Source organism: Streptomyces sp. SudanB5_2050, assembly GCF_964272335.1.
Lineage (GTDB): Bacteria > Actinomycetota > Actinomycetes > Streptomycetales > Streptomycetaceae > Streptomyces > Streptomyces rochei.
Genome location: NZ_OZ186760.1, coordinates 1,974,611 through 1,995,962 on the forward strand (window position 1 = coordinate 1,974,611; position 21,352 = coordinate 1,995,962).

Below are 21,352 nucleotides of genomic sequence, written 5' to 3' on the forward strand. Positions count from 1 at the left end.
GTCACTCCGCCACGCCCACCACCAGCCAGATGAACGCCGCGCCCGCCACCGTGCACAGCAGCGTCGAGCGGGCGGGGTGCTCGTGGTGGGCCTCGGGAAGGATCTCGGCGGCGGCGAGGTAGAGCAGCGCGCCGCCGAAGAGGCCGAGATACGCGCCGAGGACGCCCTCCGGGATGGAGAAGAGGAGCGTGGAGGCGGCGCCGGCCACCGGCGCGACGGCGTCGGCGACCAGCATCGCGATCGCCCGGCGGCGGGCGTTCCCGTACAGGCTGGTGAGCGTGTAGGTGTTGAAGCCGTCCGCGAAGTCGTGGGCGATCACGGCCATCGCGACCGCCGCGCCCATGCCGCCGCCGACCTGGAAGGCCGCGCCGATCGCCACGCCGTCCATCGCGCTGTGCCCGACCATCGCGGCGGCGGCCGTCAGGCCCACCTCGGGCGCGCGGTGACCGTTCTCCTCGGCGCCGTGCGCGGCGCGGCGGGCGGCCAGCAGACGCTCCACCAGGTGCGCCAGCAGGAATCCGGCGACGAAGAGCAGCAGTGCCTCGGGCACGCCGAACACCTCGTCGCCGGCCGCCTCCAGCGCCTCCGGGAGCAGGTCGAGGCCGACCACGCCCAGCATCAGGCCGCCGGCCAGACCCAGGACCAGGTGGCGCCGGTCGGTCACGCGCTGTGCCGTCCAGCCGCCGGCCAGCGTCATCAGGAACGCGCCGAGCGCGACGAAGACCGCCATGGGCCCTTGCTATCCGATCGGAGCGCCGATCCGTGCGCACGACAGCAGCAACGGCAGTAAATATGCGTAGGAAAGGACCCAGACCCATGGATTCCGTGGCCCGTGACGCCGCTGTCCGCACCGGCAAGGTGACCTTCGTCGGTGCCGGTCCCGGCGCCGCCGATCTGCTGACGTTCCGCGCGGCGCGCGCCATCGCCGAGGCCGACGTCGTGATCTGGGCGGCGAGCCTGGTGCAGGAAGAGGTGCTGGGGCACGCGCGGGAGGGCGCGGAGGTCCTGGACTCGGCGACGATGTCGCTGGAGGACGTCGTGGCCGTCTACCGGCGGGCGGCGCGGGAGGGGCTGCGGGTGGCCCGCATCCACTCCGGCGACCCGGCGCTGTGGGGCGGCACGCAGGAGCAACTGGACCGGTGCGCGGAGATCGGCATCGCGACCGAGGTCGTGCCCGGCGTCTCCGCCTTCTCCGCCGTGGCCGCGCTGGCGCAGCGGGAGCTGACGATCCCGGAGGTCGCGCAGTCCGTGGTGCTCACCCGGCTCGGCGGCGGCAAGACGCCGATGCCGCCCGGGGAGGAGGTCCGCGAGTTCGCGAAGCACGGCACGACCATGGCGGTGTTCCTGTCGGCGGCGCGCAGCGGGCAGCTGGTGCGGGAGCTGCTGGAGGGCGGCTACCCGACGGACACCCCGGTCGTCGTGGCGTACCAGGCCACCTGGCCGGAGGAACTGGTCGTGCGGTGCACCGTCGGCACGCTGGAGGAGACGGTCAAGGAGCACAAGCTCTGGAAGCACACCCTGTTCCTGGTCGGTCCGGCCCTGGCCGCGCACGGCACGCGCTCGCACCTGTACCACCCGGGGCACTTCCACGGGTACCGGAAGGCCGACCCCGAGGCCCGTCGTGAGCTGCGCGCGCGGGGTGCGAGCACGTGATCACCGTGGTGGGCATGGGGGCCGGTGCGCCCCCGGGCGCGGACGTCGCCGCCGGTGCGGAGCTGGTCGTCGGCGGGCGGCGGCATCTGGACGCCGTACGGCTGCCCGAGGGGGCCGAGCGGGTCGTGCTCGGGGCGCTGGCGCCCGCCCTGGACACGGTCGCGGAGTACGTCGCCGAGGGGCGGCCGGTGACCGTGCTCGCCTCCGGTGACCCGGGGTTCTTCGGGATCGTGCGGGTGCTGGCCGAGCGGTTCGGGGCACAGCGGCTGGACGTGCGGCCCGGGGTGTCCTCGGTCGCCGCCGCGTTCGCGCGGGTGGGGCTGCCCTGGGACGACGCCGTGGTGGCGAGCGCCCACGGGCGGGACCTGCGGACGGCGGTGAACCTGTGTCGGGTGTACCCGAAGGTCGCCGTGCTGACCGGGCCGGGGGCCGGTCCGGCGGAGCTGGGGGCCGCGCTGCGCACCGATCCCCGGGTGCTGGTCGTCGCCTCCGCGCTGGGTTCCGGCGAGGAGCGCGTGGAGCGGGTGACGCCCGCCGAGGCCGCCGGGCGGGACTGGGGGGCGGCGGTGAGCGTGGTGCTGTGCCTGGACGAGGCGCGGGCGCTGGGGCCGGTCCGCTCGGTCGCCGGGCCGCGTGCGGGGGCCGCCGGGTGGGCGCTGGAGGAGTCCGCGTTCGCCCACCGCGACTCGATGATCACCAAGTTCGAGGTGCGGGCGCTGGCGCTGGCCCGGCTCGGGCCCCGGCCCGGGGACCTGGTGTGGGACGTCGGGGCGGGCTCGGGGTCCGTGGCCGTGGAGTGCGCGCGGCTCGGCGCCGCCGTCACCGCGGTCGAGAAGACGCCGGACGGGGTGGAGCGGGTCCGCGCCAACGCCGCCGCGCACGGTGTGGACGTGCAGGTGGTGCAGGGGGCGGCGCCGGCGGCGCTGTCCCGGCTGGACGATCCGGACGCCGTGTTCGTCGGGGGCGGCGGACGGGAACTGCCCGCGATCGTCGCCGCCTGCGCCCGGCGTGCCCGGCGGTCCGTGGTCGTCGCCATGGCGGCCCTGGACCGGGTGCCGGCGGCCCGGGAGGCCCTGGTCGACGCCGGGCTGGAGTGTGACGGGGTGCTGCTGCAGTCGTCCCGGCTGGCGCCGTTGCCGGGTGACGTGACCCGGCTCGCGGCCACCAATCCCGTGTTCCTGCTGTGGGGCGTCAGGCCGCACAGCCGTACCGAAGGAGTTTCCCCTTGATCGGCCTCATTTCCGCCACCGCGGCGGGGGCGGCGGCGCGGGACCGGCTGGCCGAGGCGTGGCCGGACCGCACGCGCGTGTACGGGGGTCCCGTCGCGGACGCCGTGCGGACCGCGTTCGCCGAGTGCGAGCAGCTCGTGTGCTTCCTGGCGACCGGGGCCGTGGTCCGGCTGGTGGCGCCGCTGCTGGGCGACAAGCGGACCGACCCCGGCGTGGTGTGCGTCGACGAGGGCGGGCGGTTCGCCGTGTCGCTGGTCGGCGGCCACGGCGGCGGCGCCAACGAACTCGCCCGCGCGGTCGGCGGGGTGCTGGGCGCCGAGCCGGTGGTGACGACGGCGACGGACGCCGTGGGCCTGGCCGGTCTGGACACGCTCGGGCTGCCCGTGGAGGGTGATGTCGCCGGGGTCTCGCGGGCGCTGCTCGACGGTGAGCCGGTGGCGCTGCGGGCGGAGGTGTCCTGGCCGCTGCCGCCACTGCCGGTCGCCGAGGACGGGGCGTACGCGGTACGGGTGACCGACCGTCTGGTGGAGCCGGCCGAGCGGGAGGTCGTGTTGCGTCCGCCGTCCCTGGTCGTCGGGGTGGGCGCGTCGAAGGGCGCGCCGGTCGACGAGGTGCTGGGGCTGGTGGAGGGCGCCCTGCGGGACGCCGGGCTGTCCGCCGCGTCGGTCGCCGAGCTGGCCACCGTGGACGCCAAGGCCGGGGAGCCCGGGATCGTGGGCGCCGCCGAGCGTCTGGGCGTGCCCCTGGTGACGTACGCCGCCGAGGAGCTGGCGGGAGTCGAGGTGCCCAACCCGTCCGACGCCCCGCTCGCGGCCGTCGGCACCCCGTCGGTCGCGGAGGCGGCGGCGCTGGTGGGCGGCGGCGAACTGCTCGTGCCCAAGCGGAAGTCGGCGGCCGTCCCGGCGATGGCGACCTGTGCGGTCGTGCGGCGTCCGGGGCGCGGGCGGCTCGCGGTGGTCGGACTCGGGCCGGGCGCCCGGGATCTGGTGACGCCGCGCGCGCAGGCCGAGTTGCGGCGGGCGTCGGTGCTGGTCGGGCTCGACCAGTACGTCGACCAGATCCGCGACCTGCTGCGGCCGGGCACGCGGGTCCTGGAGTCGGGGCTCGGCGCCGAGGAGGAGCGGGCCCGGACGGCGGTCGAGGAGGCGCGGCGCGGGCATGCCGTGGCGCTGATCGGCAGCGGGGACGCCGGGGTGTACGCCATGGCCTCCCCCGCGCTGGCGGAGGCGTCCGACGACATCGACGTGGTCGGGGTGCCGGGTGTGACGGCGGCGCTGGCGGCCGGGGCGATCCTGGGCGCGCCGCTCGGCCACGACCACGTGTCGATCAGCCTGTCCGACCTGCACACGCCGTGGGAGGTCATCGAGCGGCGGGTACGGGCGGCGGCCGAGGCGGACATCGTCGTGACCTTCTACAACCCGCGCAGCCGGGGCCGGGACTGGCAGCTGCCCAAGGCGCTGGCGATCCTCGCGGAGCACCGGGAGCCGACGACGCCGGTGGGCGTCGTGCGCAACGCCTCGCGCGCCGACGAGTCCAGCCGCCTGACCACGCTCGCCGCGCTCGACCCGGCGACGGTCGACATGATGACGGTCGTGACGGTGGGCAACACCGCGACCCGCGAGATCGCCGGGCGCATGGTGACGCCGCGCGGCTACCGGTGGCAGGAGGAGCCGAAGTGAACCGCGTGGTCCACCCCATCGAGGAGGAGTCCTACCGGCGGCTGCGCGCCCGCCTGGACACCTCGCACTTCCCGCCGCTGACCCGGGCGGTGGTGGAGCGGGTCATCCACTCCGCCGCCGACCTGGAGTACGCCACCGACCTCGTCATGGACGAGGCCGCGCTGGAGCGGGCGTACGCCGCGCTGCACGCCGGGGCGCCCGTCGTGGTGGACGTCGAGATGGTCGCGGCCGGGATCACCCGGCGGGAGACCGTCTGCCGGCTGAAGGAGGCCGTGGCCGGGCCGGGTCTGACCCGTTCGGCGCACGCGATCCGGCTCGCCCACGAGCAGGTCGGTCCCGGGGCCCTCTGGGTGATCGGCAACGCGCCGACCGCGCTGGAGGAGCTGCTGACCCTGGACGCCGACCCGGCGCTCGTCATCGGTCTGCCCGTCGGGTTCGTCGGCGCGGCCGAGTCCAAGGCCGCGTTGCGCGAGAGCGGGCTGCCCGCCGTCAGCAACGTGTCCGAGAAGGGCGGCTCGGCGGTCGCCGCCGCGGCGCTCAACGCCCTGCTGTACCACCCCACTTCGTACCCCGACCGTTCCGAGCATCCCGAGGAGACATCGTGACCACCCCCCCGCCCGCCCTGCTCATCGCCGGGCACGGCACCCGGGACGAGGCCGGAGCCGAGGCCTTCCGCGACTTCGTGCGCGAGTTGGGCCGCCGCCACCCCGAACTGCCCGTCGCGGGCGGCTTCATCGAGCTGTCCCCGCCGCCGCTGGGCGAGGCCGTCGCCGAGCTGGTCGAGCACGGGGTGCGCCGGTTCGCGGCCGTCCCGCTGATGCTGGTGTCCGCCGGGCACGCCAAGGGCGACATCCCGGCGGCGCTGTCCCGCGAGAAGGAGCGCCACCCCGGCATCTCGTACACGTACGGGCGTCCGCTGGGCCCGCACCCGGCGCTGCTGCGGGTGCTGGAGCGGCGGCTGGCCCAGGCGGTGGACCCGTCGTGGGACCCCTCCGAGGTGACGGTCCTGCTGGTGGGGCGCGGTTCGACGGACCCGGACGCCAACGCCGAGGTGTTCAAGGCGGCGCGGCTGCTGTGGGAGGGGCGCGGCTACGGGGCCGTGGAGACGGCGTTCGTGTCGCTGGCGAAGCCGGACGTGCCGGGCGGCCTGGACCGGTGCGCGCGGCTGGGGGCGCGGCGGGTCGTGGTCCTGCCGTACTTCCTGTTCACGGGCATCCTCCCGGACCGGGTCCGGCACCAGACCGAGGAGTGGGCGGCGGCGCACCCGGAGACCGAGGTGCGCTCGGCCGACGTCATCGGTCCCGAGCCGGAGCTGCTGGACCTGGTGTGGGAGCGGTACGAGGAGGCCGTCAAGGGCGATCTGCGGATGAACTGCGACTCCTGCGTGTACCGGATCGCGCTGCCCGGTTTCGAGGACAAGGTGGGACTGCCGCAGCAGCCGCACTTCCACCCCGACGACGACGGCCACCACCACCACGGGCACCATCACGGGCATGGACACGCACACTCCCACGCCCACTGAGGCTCCGGGCCCCGATCTGCGGCACCACGGGGACGCCGAGGTGCGCGACGACGGCTCGGCTCTGGTGGACCTCGCGGTGAACGTCCGCGCGGACACGCCGCCGGCCTGGCTGCGCGAGCACATCGCCGGCTCGCTCGGCTCCCTGGCGGCCTATCCGGACGGGCGGGCCGCGCGGGCGGCGGTGGCGGCACGGCACGGGCTGCCGGTGGAGCGGGTGCTGCTGACGGCGGGCGCGGCGGAGGCGTTCGTGCTGCTGGCGCGGGCGCTGAAGGTGCGCCGGCCGGTCGTGGTGCACCCGCAGTTCACGGAGCCGGAGGCGGCGCTGCGGGACGCGGGGCACACGGTGGACCGGGTGCTGCTGCGGGAGGCGGACGGGTTCCGGCTGGACCCGGCGGCCGTCCCGGAGGACGCCGACCTGGTGGTGATCGGCAATCCGACCAACCCGACGTCGGTGCTGCACCCGGCGGACGCGATCGCCGGGCTCGCCCGTCCCGGGCGGACGCTGGTCGTGGACGAGGCGTTCCTGGACGCGGTGCCGGGCGAGCGGGAGGCGCTGGCCGGGCGGACGGACGTCCCCGGGCTGGTGGTCCTGCGCAGCCTCACCAAGACGTGGGGGCTGGCGGGGCTGCGCATCGGCTACGTCCTGGCGGCCCCCGAGACGGTCGCCGACCTGGAACGCGCCCAGCCGCTGTGGCCCGTGTCCACGCCCGCGCTGGCGGCGGCCGAGGCGTGCGTGGCGCCGCGGGCGCTGGCGGAGGCCGCCCACGCGGCCCACCGCACCGCCGCGGACCGGGACCACCTGATCGCCGGGCTGGCCGGCTTCACCGAGGCGGGTCTGCGGGTCGTCGCGCCCGCCGAGGGGCCCTTCGTCCTCGTGCGCCTGCCGCACGCCGCCGCCGTACGCCACCGGCTGCGCCGCCTCGGGTACGCGGTGCGGCGCGGGGACACCTTCCCCGGTCTGGGCGAGGAGTGGCTGCGGCTCGCGGTACGGGACCGGGCGACGACGGACGGCTTCCTGCGGGCGCTGGGGCGGGCGGTCACCAAGGCCCCGTGAGGGCCCGGGGCGCCTATCGGGCCCTCCCTCTCCCGGCGGGCCCCCACGACCCGGGGAGCCGCGGCGTCCGTCAGCCGCGGCCGCGCGAGCGCCGGGCCAGGAGCAGAGCGCCGCCGCCCGCCAGGACCAGCGCGGCAGCGCCCGCGGCGATGTACGGGGTCGCCGAGCTGCCGCCGGTCTCGGCCAGGTCGGCTTCGGCGGGGGCGCCCTGGGGCCGGACGTCGGCGGCAGGTTCCGCCTCCGGCTCGGCGGCGGGCTCCTCGGCCTGCGCCGGGGGCTGTGCGGCCTCCGACTCCGGGGCCGCCGGGGACTCGCAGGTCGCCTCGGCCAGGGTCAGGGTGCCGTCGACCTCGGCGACGTTCAGGTCGAGCGGGTTGACGGACACCTTGAGCTCGAGCGCGGTGGCGGCGGCCGTCCGCGAGGTGGTCTGTGTCCTGGAGAGGTCGAGCCGCACCTCGCCGACGCCGGGCACCTTCACCTCCGTCGGTCCGCCGGTGGTCAGCGTGACCTTCTTGCCGAGGACGGTCACCGCGCCGAGCAGGTTGGCGTCAGCAACCGGTGCCTTCCCGGCCTCGCAGGTCGCCGTGGAGGTGACCTTCTCGACCTCGATCAGGGACAGCAGGGGCAGGCCGGGCACGTGCACCCGGGCGCGGGCCAGCTCGGTGCGGCCCTCGCTCTTCGCCGCGGTCGCCGTCGCGGTCGCCCGCGCCACGTCGGCGCGCAGCACGCTGAAGGGCTTGCCGCCGTCGACGCCGTCGAGGCGGGCGGTCAGCGCGGTCTTCTCGGCGCTCTCGGGGGCCCGCACCTCGTTGAGGGTGACCGTGAGCGGGACGTTCACGGTCTTGTCGAGCAGCGAGACGTCGAGTCCGGTGCGCAGGACGGTGGCGCTCGCGCGGCCGTGGTCGCCGGTCGCCTGTGCGGTGCCCGCGCCGGCCAGCGCCGCGGGACCCGCGGCGAGGGCGGTGGCCGCCGCGACGGTGACGAGGCGGCGTGCGGGCATGCGGAAGGTGTTGCCGTTCAAGGTGGTGGGACCCCCAGTGAGACATGCGTGCGGGACACGCATGAGCGACATGCTTGGGACCCGGAAAGAATGTCCCCGCGCACACCGAACCGTCAGCGATAGCGGGGCACTTCACCCCTTCGTGGGGTTTCCGCCCGCCTTTTCGATTCTCCTGGCACGGCTGTTCCCCACCGTCACCCCGGTCGGCTACCCGACGACCCGCCCGTTCAGCACCACCCGGCGCGGAGCGCCGAGCACGCGCACGTCCGCGCGCGGGTCCTCGTCGAACACCACCAGGTCGGCCGGCGCGCCCTCGTCCAGGCCGGGGCGTCCCAGCCACCGCCGGGCCGCCCAGGTCGTCGCGGCCAGCGCCTCGACGGGCGGAATGCCCGCGGTCACCAGCTCCCCCACCTCCGCGGCGGCCAGGCCGTGCGCCAGCGAACCGCCCGCGTCGGTGCCGACGAAGACCGGAACACCGGCGTCGTAGGCGCTGCGCACGGTGTCGTAGCGGCGTTCGTGGAGCCGTCGCATATGGGCCGACCAGCGGGGGAACTTGGACTCGCCGCCGTCGGCGAGGGCCGGGAAGGTGGCGATGTTGACGAGGGTGGGCACGATGGCGACGCCCCGCTCGGCGAAGAGCGGGATGGTCTCGTCGGTCAGGCCCGTGGCGTGCTCGACGCAGTCGATCCCGGCCTCGACCAGATCGCGCAGGGAGTCCTCGGCGAAGCAGTGCGCGGTGACGCGGGCGCCCAGGCGATGGGCCTCGGCGATGGCGGCCTCGACGGCGCCGCGCGGCCAGCAGGCCGACAGGTCGCCGAGGTCGCGGTCGATCCAGTCGCCGACCAGCTTCACCCAGCCGTCGCCGCGCCGGGCCTCCTGGGCGACGTAGGCGACGAGGTCGTCGGGCTCGACCTCCCAGGCGTAGTTGCGGATGTAGCGGCGGGTGCGGGCGATGTGCCGGCCGGCCCGGATGATCTTCGGGAGGTCGTCGCGGTCGTCGATCCAGCGGGTGTCGGAGGGCGAGCCCGCGTCGCGGATGAGGAGGGTGCCGGCCTCCCGGTCGGTCAGCGCCTGCTTCTCGGCGACGTCCTCGGGGACGGCCCCGTGCTGGTCCAGGCCGACGTGGCAGTGGGCGTCGACCAGGCCGGGCACGGCCCAGCCCCGGACGGTGCGGACGTCGCCGGCGCCGGCGGGGCGGTCGTACGAGATCCGGCCGTCGATCACCCACAGCTCGTCGCGGACCTCCTCCGGCCCCACGAGCACCCGACCCTTCACGTGCAGCACCGTGTGATCGCTCATGCCCAGCACCCTAGGCCCTGTCGTCACACTCCCGTCGTCCGCCCGGAGGGCGGGCCTCGCGGCGTCAGGTGCGTGCTCTCGGTGCGCGGGGCCCTGATCCTCGTACTGGATGTACTCGGGTCAGGGCCCCGCGCGGCGAGAGTGCGTGCATGGCGTCGCGAGGCAGACGGGAGTGTGACGACAGGGCCTGGACCGGCCCCCGGGCCCGGTCGAAGGCCCGGTCACGCGCCCGCGTCCCGGGACGCGGCGCGGGCGCGCCGCTCGCTCGCGTATCCGGCCGCGACGGCGCTCGCGGCGGCGGTCAGGGCGAGCGCGGCGACGCCCGGGTTGACGTAGCCGGGGATGTCGGCGGAGTCGTAGGCCCCGCCGTCGGCGGTCTCACAGCTGAAGCGCAGGGGCAGGTAGGAGACGGAGTAGTCGACGACCCGCCCGGCCAGCTCCGGGGACACGCCGGCCCGGCACGGCCGCAGCGGCGAGGAGTCCGTGCCGCCGTCCTCGGCCTCCAGGACCGTGAGACCCGTGATCAGCAGACCCCAGACGTAGAGCAGGCCGGCGGCCCAGCCCGCGACGACGGCGAGGACGCGGAAGGGCGCGCCCGGCTCGCGCGGTGCGCGCCCGACGGCCGGGACCGTCCGCACCGGCGGGTACGTCCCGGTCCCCCGCCGCAGGAGGACGGCCGTCGCCACCGCGACGAGGACGAGCAACAGAAGAGCCGGCACGGGCCGAGTCCATCAGTCCGGCGCGCGCTCGGCTGTGGCGGAAGCCACAATTCCGGGCGTGGGGGTGTCGCAACGGAAACCCTCCGCCGCGAGTCGCCGCGGGGGCCATGGTTACTCTCGACTCCGTACGTGCCGTACACCTGACCGTTACTGAAGAGAGCACCGCCGTGACCCACCCCTTCCTGGACCTCGCCCCGCTGAGCGCCGGCCGTTTCGCCGCGATCGAGGACCGGGTGGCGCGCCTGCTCGGCACCCGGCAGGACGTCGTGATCATGCAGGGCGAGGCGCTGCTCCCGCTGGAGGGCGCGATCCGCGCCGCCGCCGGTCCGGGCACGGTGGCGCTGAACGTGATCACGGGGCCGTACGGGCAGACCTTCGGGAACTGGCTGCGGGACTGCGGCGCGACCGTGCACGACCTCGCCGTGCCGTTCCACACGGCGGTGACGGCCGAGCAGATCCGCGGGGCGCTCGCCGAGCACCCGGAGATCGACTTCGTCTCCCTGGTGCACGCGGAGGCGGCGACCGGGAACACCAACCCGGTCGCGGAGATCGGCGAGGTGGTGCGGGCGCACGGCGCGCTGTTCTACCTGGACGCCGTGGCCTCCGTGGGTGCCGAGCCGGTGCTGCCGGACGCGTGGGGCGTGGACCTGTGCGTCATCGGCGCACAGAAGGCGATGGGCGGCCCGGCCGGCGTGTCGGCGGTGTCGGTGAGCGAGCGGGCGTGGGCGCGGATGTCCGCGAACCCGAACGCGCCGCGGCGGTCCTACCTGTCGCTGCTGGACTGGAAGGAGCGCTGGATCGACGGCGGACGCACGGCGCTGCTGCACGCCCCGGCGCAGTTGGAGATGCTCGCGCTGGAGGCGTGCGTGGAGCGCATCGAGGCGGAGGGCCTCCAGGCCGTGATGGCGCGGCACGCGTCGGCCGCGGCGGCCACCCGGGCCGGTGTGCTCGCGCTGGGCGGGCTGGAGCCGTACGTGGACGAGGCGAAGGACGCGGCACCGGTGGCGACCACGCTGCGCACGCCGCCGGACGTGGACGCGTCCGCGCTGGTCGCCCGGGCGCTGGAGTCCGACCCGGCGCTGCCGCTGGCCGCCGGCGGCGGCGCGCTGGCCGGGGAGATGATCCGGGTCAACCACTACGGGCCGGACGCCACGCCCGGGGCCGTTCAGGGGTCTTTGGCGGCACTGGGTGCCGCACTGGCCGAGAAGGGCCTGAAGGTCGACCTGGAGGCCGCTCGGCGGGCCGCCGAGGAAGCCTGGGACCGGCCGACCGGCCCCGGCCTTTCGCCGACGGACACGGGAGCGTGAATTCGAGGTAATTCCCGGACCTCACACAAACAGAATTAAGTAATTACACTCAGCACAGCTTCCCGTATTCTTCTGCCCGCTTTTCCGGGACCTAAACACAAAGATTCCGCGAAGCTCAAGCTGCGCATTTCGGGCACGTCTCGCGCGAGTTACGTGATTGTGACCCGATCCACATGCTGCCCGCTTTGCGGCTTACGTCCGGTAGAAATCGGCACATAACGCCGCCCCCTCGCGCGGCGGCACGCGCCCGCGTGATAACACACGGAGCGCCCATACGTAACCCCGTCCGGCGATGCAATTTTGAATTTCGCTGGGTAAATTCAATTTGCATGACTGCCGCGCAAGCAGACCTGCAAATCGACCGTCCGAGAGTGGCCGACGGGGCCGCCCTGTGGCGGATAGCGAGGGATTCGAAGGTCCTCGACCTGAACTCGTCCTACAGCTATCTGCTCTGGTGCCGCGACTTCGCCGCCACGTCGGCCGTCGCCCGCGACGAGCGCGGTGAGCCGGTCGGCTTCGTCACGGGGTACGTGCGGCCGGACCGGCCGGACACCCTGCTCGTGTGGCAGGTCGCGGTGGACGAGGCGTACCGAGGACGCCGGCTCGCCGCGGCCCTGCTCGACGGACTGGCCGCCCGCACCGTCGCGGAGCGCGGACTGACCACCCTGGAAACCACGATATCCCCGGACAACACCGCTTCCCAGCGGCTGTTCACCTCGTTCGCCGAGCGCCACGGTGCCCGGCTGGAGCGTGAGGTGCTGTTCGACACCGGCCTGTTCCCGGACGGGCCGCACGAGCCCGAGGTCCTGTACCGCATCGGCCCCCTGCCGGCCGGCGCCCGCTGACCGACCGGTTCGCCGGGCAGCCCGGCACCCCGTGCCAGTCCGGCCCCAGAAGACTTCCCGGCCGGGACCGCACCGGTCCCCCGGTTCCGTACGACCTTCCTCTCCCACCCTCACCCAACGAGGAGCGATTCGTCGTGACCATCACCCAGCCCGACCTCAGCGTCTTCGAGACCGTCGAGTCCGAGGTGCGCAGCTACTGCCGCGGCTGGCCCACCGTCTTCGACCGTGCGCACGGCAGCCGCATGTACGACGAGGACGGCCACGAGTACCTCGACTTCTTCGCCGGAGCGGGCTCGCTCAACTACGGGCACAACAACCCGGTGCTGAAACGCGCCCTGATCGACTACCTGGAGCGGGACGGCGTCACGCACGGTCTCGACATGTCGACCACCGCCAAGCGCCGCTTCCTGGAGACCTTCCAGAACCTGGTGCTCCGGCCGCGCGACCTGCCCTACAAGGTCATGTTCCCGGGCCCGACGGGCACCAACGCCGTCGAGTCCGCGCTCAAGCTGGCGCGGAAGGTGAAGGGGCGCGAGTCGATCGTGTCGTTCACCAACGCCTTCCACGGCATGTCGCTGGGCTCGCTGGCGGTGACCGGCAACGCCTTCAAGCGGGCCGGCGCCGGCATCCCGCTGGTGCACGGCACGCCGATGCCGTTCGACAACTACTTCGACGGCACCGTCGAGGACTTCATCTGGTTCGAGCGGCTGCTCGAGGACCAGGGCTCCGGTCTCAACAAGCCGGCCGCCGTGATCGTCGAGACGGTGCAGGGCGAGGGCGGCATCAACGTCGCCCGCGCCGAGTGGCTGCGCGCCCTGGCCGACCTGTGCGAGCGCCAGGACATGCTGCTCATCGTCGACGACATCCAGATGGGCTGCGGCCGTACCGGCGCCTTCTTCTCCTTCGAGGAGGCGGGCATCACGCCGGACATCGTCACCGTCTCCAAGTCGATCAGCGGCTACGGCCTGCCGATGGCGCTGACGCTGTTCAAGCCGGAGCTGGACGTCTGGGAGCCGGGCGAGCACAACGGCACCTTCCGCGGCAACAACCCGGCCTTCGTCACGGCGACCGCCACGCTGGAGACCTACTGGGCCGACGGGTCGGCGATGGAGAAGCAGACCCGCACCCGCGGTGAGCAGGTCGAGCAGCACATGATCGCCATCACCGAGGAGAACCTCGCCGACGTCAAGGAGTACCGCGGCCGCGGTCTGGTCTGGGGGCTGGAGTTCCACGACAAGGGCCGCGCGGGCCGCGTCGCCAAGCGCGCCTTCGAGCTGGGGCTGCTCATCGAGACGTCCGGGCCCGAGAGCGAGGTCGTCAAGCTGCTGCCGGCGCTCACCATCACGCCCGACGAGCTGGACGAGGGCATGAAGACCCTCGCCCGCGCCGTGCGCGAGACCGCCTGACGTTCCACCGCCCGCACCCCACCGCTTCCGGCGCCCTCGGCCCGCGCGACCGTGGTCCACGCGACCGTGGTCCGAAGGCGCCGGAGACCTTGCACACCCTTCACCTAGGAGGCATCGCAACACCGTGATCGTCCGTTCGTTCAAGGAGATCGAAGGCACCGACCGGCACGTGAAATCGGCGTCCGGCACCTGGGAGAGCAAGCGCATCGTCCTCGCCAAGGAGAAGGTCGGCTTCTCCGTCCACGAGACGATCCTGTACGCGGGTACGGAGACGTCGATGTGGTACGCGAACCACATCGAGGCGGTCGTCTGCACCAAGGGCGACGCCGAGCTGACCGACCGCGAGACGGGGAAGACGTACCACATCACGCCGGGGACCATGTACCTCCTGAACGGCCACGAGCGGCACACGCTCAAGGTCAAGGAGGACTTCCACTGCATCTGTGTCTTCAACCCGCCCGTGACCGGACGGGAGGACCACGACGAGAACGGCGTCTACCCGCTGCTCACCGAGGAGGTGTGAGTCACCGTGACCACCACGACCACGAACGTCACCGATCTCTATCCCACCCGCGGCGCCACCGAGGTGGCGACCCCTCGGCAGGACCCGGTCGTCTGGGGCTCCCCGGACACGCCCGGTCCCGTCTCGGCCGGTGACCTGCAGGCCCTGGACCGCGACGGCTTCCTCGCCATCGACCAGCTCATCGGGCCGGACGAGGTCGAGGTCTACCGCCGCGAGCTGGAGCGGCTCACCACCGACCCGGCGATCCGCGCGGACGAGCGCTCCATCGTGGAGCCGCAGTCCAAGGAGATCCGGTCGGTCTTCGAGGTGCACAAGATCAGCGAGGTCTTCGCGGAGCTGGTGCGCGACGAGCGCGTGGTCGGGCGGGCCCGGCAGATCCTCGGCTCGGACGTCTACGTCCACCAGTCGCGGATCAACGTGAAGCCGGGCTTCGGTGCGAGCGGCTTCTACTGGCACTCGGACTTCGAGACCTGGCACGCCGAGGACGGCCTGCCCCACATGCGCACCATCTCGGTCTCGATCGCGCTCACCGAGAACTACGACACCAACGGCGGCCTCATGATCATGCCGGGGTCGCACAAGACGTTCCTCGGGTGCGCGGGGGCCACGCCGAAGGACAACTACAAGAAGTCCCTGCAGATGCAGGACGCGGGGACGCCGTCCGACGAGGCGCTGACGAAGATGGCCTCCGAGTACGGCATCAAGCTGTTCACCGGCAAGGCCGGCTCGGCGACCTGGTTCGACTGCAACTGCATGCACGGTTCCGGCGACAACATCACGCCGTTCCCGCGCAGCAACGTGTTCATCGTGTTCAACAGCGTGGAGAACACGGCGGTCGAGCCCTTCGCGGCACCGATCCGGCGGCCGGAGTTCATCGGAGCGCGGGACTTCACGCCGGTGAAGTGAACCGCGTCTGAGACTCGGGCAGGGGCCTTTTCGTGTGGGACGGGAGGCCCCTGCCCGATATTTTCGCCCCCCTGCCTCAGCCCGCCAGCACGTCCAGCAGCCGGTCCACGTCCGCCGCCGTGTTGTACACGTGGAAGGCGGCCCGCAGGTTGCCGGCCCGGTCGGAGACCTGGACGCCGGCCCGGCTCAACTCCTCCTGGCGGTGCCCGAGTCCGGGCACGGACACGATCGCGGAGCCCGGCGCGGGCACCGGCTCGTGGCCCAGGGAGGCGAGTCCCGCGCGGAACCGGTCGGCGAGCGCGGTGTCGTGGGCGTGCACCGCCTCCACGCCCAGTTCCTCGATCAGGGCGAGGGAGTGCCGGGCGCCCGTGTAGGAGAACAGGGCGGGACTCTCGTCGAAGCGCCGCGCGGAGTGGGCGAGTTCCTCGACCCTGCCGTAGCAGCTGTCCCACGGGCGCTCCCCCGACGCCCACCCGGCGAACAGCGGCGTCAGCCCGGCCGACTCCCCCAGATCCTCCGGTACGACGAGGAACGCGACGCCGCGCGGGCAGAGCACCCACTTGTAGGCGACGGCCACGACGAAGTCGAAGTCGTCCGCGGCCGACGGCAGCCACCCGTTCGACTGCGAGACGTCGATCAGCGTCCGCGCCCCGTGCGTCCGGGCGGCCTCCCGCACCGCCGCCAGGTCCGCGATCCGGCCGTCGGCGGACTGGACGGAGCTGACCGCGACGAGCGCGGTGTCCGGGCCCACCGACTCGGCGATCCGCTCCAGCGGCACGCCGCGCACCTTCAGGTCGTCCCGCAGGTGCAGCGGGTTCACCAGGGAGCTGAAGTCGGCCTCGGCGGTGAGCACTTCGGCACCGGCGGGCAGCGAGGAGGCGACCAGCCCGCTGAACGTGGCGACCGACGCGCCGGTCGCGACCCGGGTGGCGGGCACCCCCATCAGGCGGGCGTAGGCGGACCTGGACGCCTCCACGTCGGCGAACATGTCGGACGGCAGCCCGGCCGCCGCGGACGCCGCCGCGTCGCGCATGGCCACGAGGGTCCGGGCGGGGAGCAGACCGGTGCCGGCCGTGTTGAGGTACGTGGTCTTCGGGGCGAACTCGGTACGGACGAGGTTCTCGAAGCTCTCCATGGGACCACTGTGCGGCCCCGGGACCTCCCCGTCCATTGCGTATTTCTACGCGGTACCTCAAAGGGTCGCTTATGCGAGCGCCCCGGCCCGCCGCTCCCCCGGCCGTTTCACCGGCCGTCTCACCGGCCCGGAACCGCGCACCCGTCCGGGCCGCACGCCTCGGCGCCCCCGTCGTCGATCAGCTTCAGGGGCGAGCGTTCGCCCCACGCCTGGGTCAGCGCCTGCGCGAAGACCTCGGCGGGCTGGGCACCGGAGACGCCGTACTTCCGGTCGAGCACGAAGAACGGCACCCCGGTGGCGCCGAGCTGCGCGGCCTCGCGCTCGTCGGCGCGGACCTCGTCGGCGTAGGCGGTGGGGTCGGCGAGCACCGCGCGGGCGGCGTCCGCCTCCAGACCGGCGGCGACGGCCAGGCCCACCAGGCGCTCGTCGTCGGCGAAGACGGAGCGTTCCTCGGCGAAGTTGGCCCGGTACAGCGCGTCGAGCAGGGCCTCCTGCCGGCCCGCGTCCTTGGCGAGGTGGAGCAGGCGGTGCATGTCGAAGGTGCTGCCGTGGTCGCGGCCCCGGGTGCGGTAGTCCAGGCCCTCGGCGGCGGCCTGCGCGCCGAGGTTGTCCTCACCCGCCTGTGCCTGCGCCTCGCTCATCCCGTACTTCGCGGTGAGCATCGTCAGTACGGGCTGGACGTCGTCCTTGGCCCGGCCGGGGTCCAGCTCGAAGGACCGGTGGACGACCTCGACGCCGTCCCGGTGGGGGAAGGCCGCGAGCGCCTTCTCGAAGCGGGCCTTGCCCACGTAGCACCACGGGCAGGCGATGTCGCTCCAGATCTCGACGCGCATGTCTCGGCTCTTCTCCAGGTCGTACGGGTGCGGAGGCCCTCTCCGCTCGTACGTGAACGTTCAACCAGCGGGCCTCATTCCCGCCTCACTCCTCCGGCACCCGGAAACGCAGGAACAGGTGGTGGTCGCCCTCGGCCGGCGGGTGCTCCGGGTCGGGGACCCAGCCCTGCCGGGCGTAGAACGCCTGGGCGCGCCGGTTGTCGACGTGCACGTCCAGGACGGCGGTCCGCCTGGCGTCGGCCCGCCACTGCTCGACACAGGCCGTGTGCAGCGCGGTGCCGACGCCGGAGCGCCAGCGACCGGGGTCGACGTGGAACTGGAACAGCTTGACCGTGTCCCGCGCGCCGCCCTCCGGCACCCGGAAGGAGGCGATGCCGATCAGGCTCCCCCGCTCCACGACGGCGAGCACCTGACCGTCCGGCCGTTCGACAGCGGTGCGCCAGGCCGCGGGCCAGTCGGTGCCGTCGTCGGGGAGCCCGTCGGGGTAGTAGGTCGCCCGGGCCCGCGCGTGCAGGGCGGCGACGGCCTCCGCCTCGGCCGGCAGGACGGTGCGGATCACCCGGCACCCGGTCACACGTTCGTCGATCATGCTCCCCAGGACGCTGGAGCGAGACGTTCCGGTTCCGTCAGCTGCCGTCGCGCAGGTCGGCGGGCCACGTCGGCCGGAACTCCAGCCGGTCGAACGCCGCCGTGCACCCCTCCCCCGTCGGCGCCTGGACGAGGAAGCCGACCAGCGCGGCCCCGCTCTCCTCCTCCTCGCCCAGGGTGAACAGGCGGACGAAGGTCCAGCGTTCCCCGTCGAGGGAGGCGTGGAAGGCGAACGCCCGCCCCGTGCGGCTGACCCGCAGCCACACCGAGTCCCCGTCCACCGTGAAGGAGTTGCAGTCGTCGGAGTGCCCCCGGGTGACCACGGTGCAGACGGTGGCCGCGTCCGGGGAGTACTCCAGACACAGCTTGGCCCACGCCCGCTCACCGACGTGGACGTAGAGGACCCCGGCGTCGAAGGCCGCGCCGAACCCGACGCGGACCCGGGCGATCAGCTGGAAGTCCCCCTCGGGCGCGCCCAGCAGCCGGGGCGCGTCGGAGGCGGGCTCCAGCGTCTCACCGGTGGGCGGCACGAACCGGTCCTGCCGGGGCCCGGCGGTTCCGGTGAGCACACCGTCCGCGTAGGACCAGTCGCCGTCGGGTCCGTAGGGGCGGAGGGAGAAGGGCAGTTCGGGCAGTTCGAGCAGCATGGACCGATCCTCTCAGGCCGGGGGAGGGCACACCCGAGGGGCGCGGGGCCGTACCGCTGTGCGCGGCCGGCCCCGCTGAGCGCTACCGCTCCAGCACCCCGTTGAACCGACGGGGCAGCCCCAGCGGGTTCCCGTCCCGCAGTTCGAGCGGCAGCAGCGCCTCCGGCACCCCCTGGTAGGCGACCGGCCGCAGCCAGCGCTCGATCGCCGTCCCGCCCACCGAGGTGGAGGTCGAGGTCGTGGCGGGGTACGGCCCCCCGTGGTGCTGGGCCGCCGCCACCGCGACCCCCGTGGGCCAGCCGTTGACCAGCACCCGGCCCGCCAGCGGCGTCACCTCGGCGAGAAGGGCCGCTCCGGCGCCCTCCCCCGCCGCCTCCTCGGCGGAGAGCTGCACCGTCGCCGTGAGGTTCCCCGGCAGCCGCGACAACACCCCCCGCACCTCGGCCTCGTCCCGGTAGCGGGCCACCACGGTGACCGGCCCGAAGCACTCCTCCAGAAGCAGGTCGTGCTCGCCCTCGGCCGCCAGCCGCGCCGCCGGCACGGTCAGGAACCCGGCGCTGACGGTGTGCTCGCCGCCCGCGCCCGGCGTCACCGGGCAGTCCACGTCGGGCAGCGCCGCGCGCTCGGCGACCCCGGCGACGAAGTTGTCCCGCATGCGGTGGTCGAGCAGCACCCCGGCGTCGGTGGCGCCCACCGCGTCCGTGAGCGACTTGACCAGGCCGTCACCGGCGTCACCGGCCGGCACCAGCACCAGTCCGGGCTTCACGCAGAACTGTCCGACGCCCAGCGTCATCGAGCCGGCCAGGCCCGCGCCGATCGCCTCCGCGCGCTCGGTGGCCGCCGCCTCGGTGACCACGACCGGGTTCAGCGAACCGAGTTCGCCGTGGAAGGGGATCGGGACCGGCCGCGCCGCCGCCGCGTCGTACAGCGCCCGGCCGCCGCGGATGGACCCGGTGAAGCCCGCCGCCGCGACCAGCGGGTGCTTGATCAGCTCGACGCCCGCCTCGAAGCCGTGCACCAGGCCGACGACGCCCTCGGGGAGGTCGTGCCGGGCGGCGGCGCGGCGCAGCACCTCGGCGACCCGCTCCGACAGGGCCGGGTGGTCCGGGTGGGCCTTGACCACGACCGGGCAGCCGGCCGCGAGGGCGCTCGCGGTGTCGCCGCCGGGGACGGAGAAGGCGAAGGGGAAGTTGGAGGCGGAGTAGACGGCGACGACGCCGAGCGGCACCTTGTAGCGGCGCAGATCCGGGATCGGCGGGGTCGCGGTGTCGTCGGGGTGGTTGACGACGACGCCGAGGAACTCGCCCTCGTCGACGATGTCGGCGAAGGCCCGGAGCTGGTAGCAGGTGCGGGCCAGTTCACCGGTGAGGCGGACCGGGCCGAGCGCGGTCTCGGCGTCGGCCACCTCGACGAGGGCGCTCTCGGCGGCCTTCAGCTCGTCGGCGGCGGTGCGCAGGAAGGCCGCGCGGACCGCGCGGTCGGCGAGGGAGTCCCGGGCCGCGTGCGCGGCCCGGACCGCGGCGTCCACCTCCTGGGCCGTGGCCTCCGCCGCGACCTGTTCACGCTGCTTCCCGGTACGGGGGTCGACACTCCAGACTGGTGCTGCTGCCACCGCGGGTCCCTCCACGTGCTCTACCTGGAACTCGTTCGATATACTGAACGCTGTCTCTACTGATGAATGTGCTGGAGACTATATCTTCAGCTTCTCGTCGAACGAAGGGGTCAAGGGCGATGTCGGCTGGCGAGACGGGGGGCGGAGCGCAGGTCAAGTCCGCCGTGCGGACGGTTGAACTGCTCGAGTACTTCGCCGGGCGCCCCGGCATGCATTCCCTCGCGTCGGTCCAGGAGGCCGTCGGCTATCCCAAGTCCAGCCTCTACATGCTGCTGCGCACGCTGGTCGAGCTGGGCTGGGTGGAGACCGACGCGACCGGCACGCGGTACGGCATCGGGGTCCGGGCGCTGCTGGTCGGCACGTCGTACATCGACGGCGACGAGGTGGTCGCGGCGGCCCGGCCGACGCTGGACCGGCTCTCCGACGACACCACGGAGACCATCCACCTGGCGCGACTGGACGGCACCAACGTCGTGTACCTGGCCACCCGGCAGTCGCAGCACTACCTGCGGCCCTTCACCCGGGTCGGCCGCCGGCTGCCCGCGCACTCGACGTCGCTGGGCAAGGCGCTGCTGAGCACGTACACCGACGAGCAGGTGCGCAAGATGCTCCCGGAGACGCTGCCCGCGCTGACCGAGCACACCATCACCGACCGGGAGAAGCTGATCGAGGAGCTGCGCCAGGTACGGGAGCAGGGCTTCGCCGTGGACCGCGAGGAGAACACGCTGGGGCTGCGCTGCTTCGGCGTGGCCGTGCCCTACCGCACGCCGGCGCGGGACGCGATCAGCTGCTCGGTGCCGGTGGCGCGGCTGACGCCCGCGCACGAACAGATGGTGAAGGACGCGCTGTTCGACGCGCGGGACCGGCTGACGCTGGCCACGCGTAGGCTCTGATCATGCACATCGCACTGCGCGAGGTACACGACAGCGATCTGCCCGTCTTCTTCCGGCAGATGAACGATCCGGAGTCCCTGCGCATGGCGGCCTTCACGCCGCCGGACCCGGCCGACTGGGACGCCTTCAGCACCCACTGGCACACCATACGGACCTCGCGCGACGTCGTGCGGACCATCCTCGGCGACGGTGACGTGATCGGCAGCGCGGCGGTGTACGGCGAACCGGGCGAGCGCGAGGTGACGTACTGGGTCGACCGGGCGTACTGGGGACGCGGGGTGGCCACCGCGGCGCTGCGGGCCCTGCTCGCCGAGGTGCGCGACCGTCCGCTGTACGCGCGTGCGGCGGCGGACAACGCCGGTTCGCGCCGGGTGCTGGAGAAGTGCGGCTTCGAGACGAGCGCCCGGGCCCGGGGGTTCGCCCCGGCCCGCGGCGAGGAGATCGACGAGGTGGTCCTGCACCTGGCGGAATGACCCGCGGCGGTGATCCGTCTCCGCCGCGC

At 73.8% G+C, this 21,352-nt stretch carries 22 protein-coding genes; 13 read left to right on the forward strand and 9 right to left on the reverse strand.

Annotation, left to right across the window (positions count from 1 at the left end; translation table 11 throughout):
* Position 1: 1 nt before the first annotated feature.
* Entirely contained in the window at positions 2–730 is a 729-nt protein-coding gene (locus ACFZP7_RS08810) for a ZIP family metal transporter (RefSeq protein ID WP_019329325.1), read from the reverse strand.
* Positions 731–816: 86 nt separating this feature from the next.
* Here ACFZP7_RS08810 and cobM point away from each other — a divergent pair, with 86 nt between their 5' ends.
* From cobM to cobC, 6 genes are read left to right on the forward strand one after another with little or no spacing between them, the layout of a single operon-like run.
* The gene (gene cobM, locus ACFZP7_RS08815) at positions 817–1,653 is read left to right on the forward strand and encodes a precorrin-4 C(11)-methyltransferase (RefSeq protein ID WP_019329324.1); all 837 of its coding nucleotides are present in this window, start codon (positions 817–819) and stop codon (positions 1,651–1,653) included.
* The gene (cbiE, locus tag ACFZP7_RS08820) at positions 1,650–2,882 is read left to right on the forward strand and encodes a precorrin-6y C5,15-methyltransferase (decarboxylating) subunit CbiE (protein WP_385634178.1); all 1,233 of its coding nucleotides are present in this window, start codon (positions 1,650–1,652) and stop codon (positions 2,880–2,882) included. Before cobM ends, cbiE begins: the two co-directional genes overlap by 4 nt.
* A complete protein-coding gene (gene cobJ, locus ACFZP7_RS08825) occupies positions 2,879–4,561 on the forward strand; it encodes a precorrin-3B C(17)-methyltransferase (RefSeq protein WP_062138617.1) in 1,683 nt (560 codons plus the stop codon). The genes cbiE and cobJ overlap by 4 nt, the downstream gene beginning before the upstream one ends.
* Positions 4,558–5,166 carry a precorrin-8X methylmutase gene (locus ACFZP7_RS08830; RefSeq protein ID WP_019329321.1) on the forward strand — a complete coding sequence of 203 codons (609 nt, stop codon included), beginning with the start codon at positions 4,558–4,560 and terminating at the stop codon, positions 5,164–5,166. The genes cobJ and ACFZP7_RS08830 overlap by 4 nt, the downstream gene beginning before the upstream one ends.
* Positions 5,163–6,083, forward strand: a complete 921-nt coding sequence (locus tag ACFZP7_RS08835) for a sirohydrochlorin chelatase (RefSeq protein WP_385634179.1) — start codon at positions 5,163–5,165, stop codon at positions 6,081–6,083. The genes ACFZP7_RS08830 and ACFZP7_RS08835 overlap by 4 nt, the downstream gene beginning before the upstream one ends.
* Positions 6,055–7,137 carry an Rv2231c family pyridoxal phosphate-dependent protein CobC gene (gene cobC / locus ACFZP7_RS08840; protein ID WP_385634180.1) on the forward strand — a complete coding sequence of 361 codons (1,083 nt, stop codon included), beginning with the start codon at positions 6,055–6,057 and terminating at the stop codon, positions 7,135–7,137. The genes ACFZP7_RS08835 and cobC overlap by 29 nt, the downstream gene beginning before the upstream one ends.
* 70 nt (positions 7,138–7,207) lie before the next feature.
* On the opposite strand, the gene ACFZP7_RS08845 is transcribed toward cobC, so the two are convergent.
* From ACFZP7_RS08845 to ACFZP7_RS08855, 3 genes are all read right to left on the reverse strand, one after another.
* Positions 7,208–8,158 (reverse strand): SCO1860 family LAETG-anchored protein, encoded by a 951-nt coding sequence (locus ACFZP7_RS08845; protein ID WP_385634181.1) that lies wholly within the window; start codon positions 8,156–8,158, stop codon positions 7,208–7,210.
* A 186-nt stretch (positions 8,159–8,344) separates the two neighbouring features.
* Complete coding sequence (locus ACFZP7_RS08850) at positions 8,345–9,436, reverse strand: amidohydrolase family protein (protein WP_193516532.1); 1,092 nt, start codon at positions 9,434–9,436, stop codon at positions 8,345–8,347.
* A gap of 221 nt (positions 9,437–9,657) precedes the next feature.
* Positions 9,658–10,155 carry a hypothetical protein gene (locus tag ACFZP7_RS08855; RefSeq protein ID WP_220671074.1) on the reverse strand — a complete coding sequence of 166 codons (498 nt, stop codon included), beginning with the start codon at positions 10,153–10,155 and terminating at the stop codon, positions 9,658–9,660.
* A gap of 167 nt (positions 10,156–10,322) precedes the next feature.
* Here ACFZP7_RS08855 and ACFZP7_RS08860 point away from each other — a divergent pair, with 167 nt between their 5' ends.
* The 5 genes from ACFZP7_RS08860 (at position 10,323) to thpD (ending at position 15,142) form a co-directional block, all read left to right on the forward strand.
* On the forward strand, positions 10,323–11,462 hold the full coding sequence (locus ACFZP7_RS08860; protein ID WP_385634182.1) for a pyridoxal-phosphate-dependent aminotransferase family protein: 1,140 nt from the start codon (positions 10,323–10,325) through the stop codon (positions 11,460–11,462).
* Between the two features lie 329 nt (positions 11,463–11,791).
* Positions 11,792–12,307: a diaminobutyrate acetyltransferase gene (ectA, locus tag ACFZP7_RS08865; RefSeq protein WP_030976927.1), complete on the forward strand. Its 516-nt coding sequence runs from the start codon at positions 11,792–11,794 to the stop codon at positions 12,305–12,307.
* A gap of 134 nt (positions 12,308–12,441) precedes the next feature.
* Positions 12,442–13,713, forward strand: coding sequence for a diaminobutyrate--2-oxoglutarate transaminase (ectB, locus tag ACFZP7_RS08870; protein WP_019329313.1), 1,272 nt, complete (start codon positions 12,442–12,444; stop codon positions 13,711–13,713).
* Positions 13,714–13,837: 124 nt separating this feature from the next.
* A complete protein-coding gene (locus tag ACFZP7_RS08875; protein ID WP_043374438.1) occupies positions 13,838–14,236 on the forward strand; it encodes an ectoine synthase in 399 nt (132 codons plus the stop codon).
* A 6-nt stretch (positions 14,237–14,242) separates the two neighbouring features.
* Positions 14,243–15,142, forward strand: coding sequence for an ectoine hydroxylase (gene thpD, locus ACFZP7_RS08880; RefSeq protein WP_168723660.1), 900 nt, complete (start codon positions 14,243–14,245; stop codon positions 15,140–15,142).
* A 76-nt stretch (positions 15,143–15,218) separates the two neighbouring features.
* Here the strand turns inward: thpD and ACFZP7_RS08885 are convergent, their stop codons facing one another.
* The 5 genes from ACFZP7_RS08885 to ACFZP7_RS08905 all read right to left on the reverse strand — a co-directional run bounded on the left by ACFZP7_RS08885 (position 15,219) and on the right by ACFZP7_RS08905 (position 19,957).
* Positions 15,219–16,313 (reverse strand): aminotransferase class V-fold PLP-dependent enzyme, encoded by a 1,095-nt coding sequence (locus ACFZP7_RS08885; RefSeq protein ID WP_079127057.1) that lies wholly within the window; start codon positions 16,311–16,313, stop codon positions 15,219–15,221.
* A gap of 83 nt (positions 16,314–16,396) precedes the next feature.
* Positions 16,397–17,110: a DsbA family oxidoreductase gene (locus tag ACFZP7_RS08890; protein WP_019329309.1), complete on the reverse strand. Its 714-nt coding sequence runs from the start codon at positions 17,108–17,110 to the stop codon at positions 16,397–16,399.
* 85 nt (positions 17,111–17,195) lie between these two features.
* Positions 17,196–17,699: a GNAT family N-acetyltransferase gene (locus ACFZP7_RS08895; RefSeq protein WP_385634183.1), complete on the reverse strand. Its 504-nt coding sequence runs from the start codon at positions 17,697–17,699 to the stop codon at positions 17,196–17,198.
* A gap of 37 nt (positions 17,700–17,736) precedes the next feature.
* Positions 17,737–18,345 (reverse strand): DUF1349 domain-containing protein, encoded by a 609-nt coding sequence (locus ACFZP7_RS08900; RefSeq protein ID WP_030976915.1) that lies wholly within the window; start codon positions 18,343–18,345, stop codon positions 17,737–17,739.
* Positions 18,346–18,427: 82 nt separating this feature from the next.
* Entirely contained in the window at positions 18,428–19,957 is a 1,530-nt protein-coding gene (locus ACFZP7_RS08905) for an aldehyde dehydrogenase (NADP(+)) (protein WP_385634184.1), read from the reverse strand.
* Positions 19,958–20,076: 119 nt separating this feature from the next.
* Here ACFZP7_RS08905 and ACFZP7_RS08910 point away from each other — a divergent pair, with 119 nt between their 5' ends.
* Positions 20,077–20,850: an IclR family transcriptional regulator gene (locus ACFZP7_RS08910; protein WP_019329305.1), complete on the forward strand. Its 774-nt coding sequence runs from the start codon at positions 20,077–20,079 to the stop codon at positions 20,848–20,850.
* A 2-nt stretch (positions 20,851–20,852) separates the two neighbouring features.
* Positions 20,853–21,323 (forward strand): GNAT family N-acetyltransferase, encoded by a 471-nt coding sequence (locus ACFZP7_RS08915; protein ID WP_030976908.1) that lies wholly within the window; start codon positions 20,853–20,855, stop codon positions 21,321–21,323.
* Positions 21,324–21,352 lie beyond the last annotated feature (29 nt).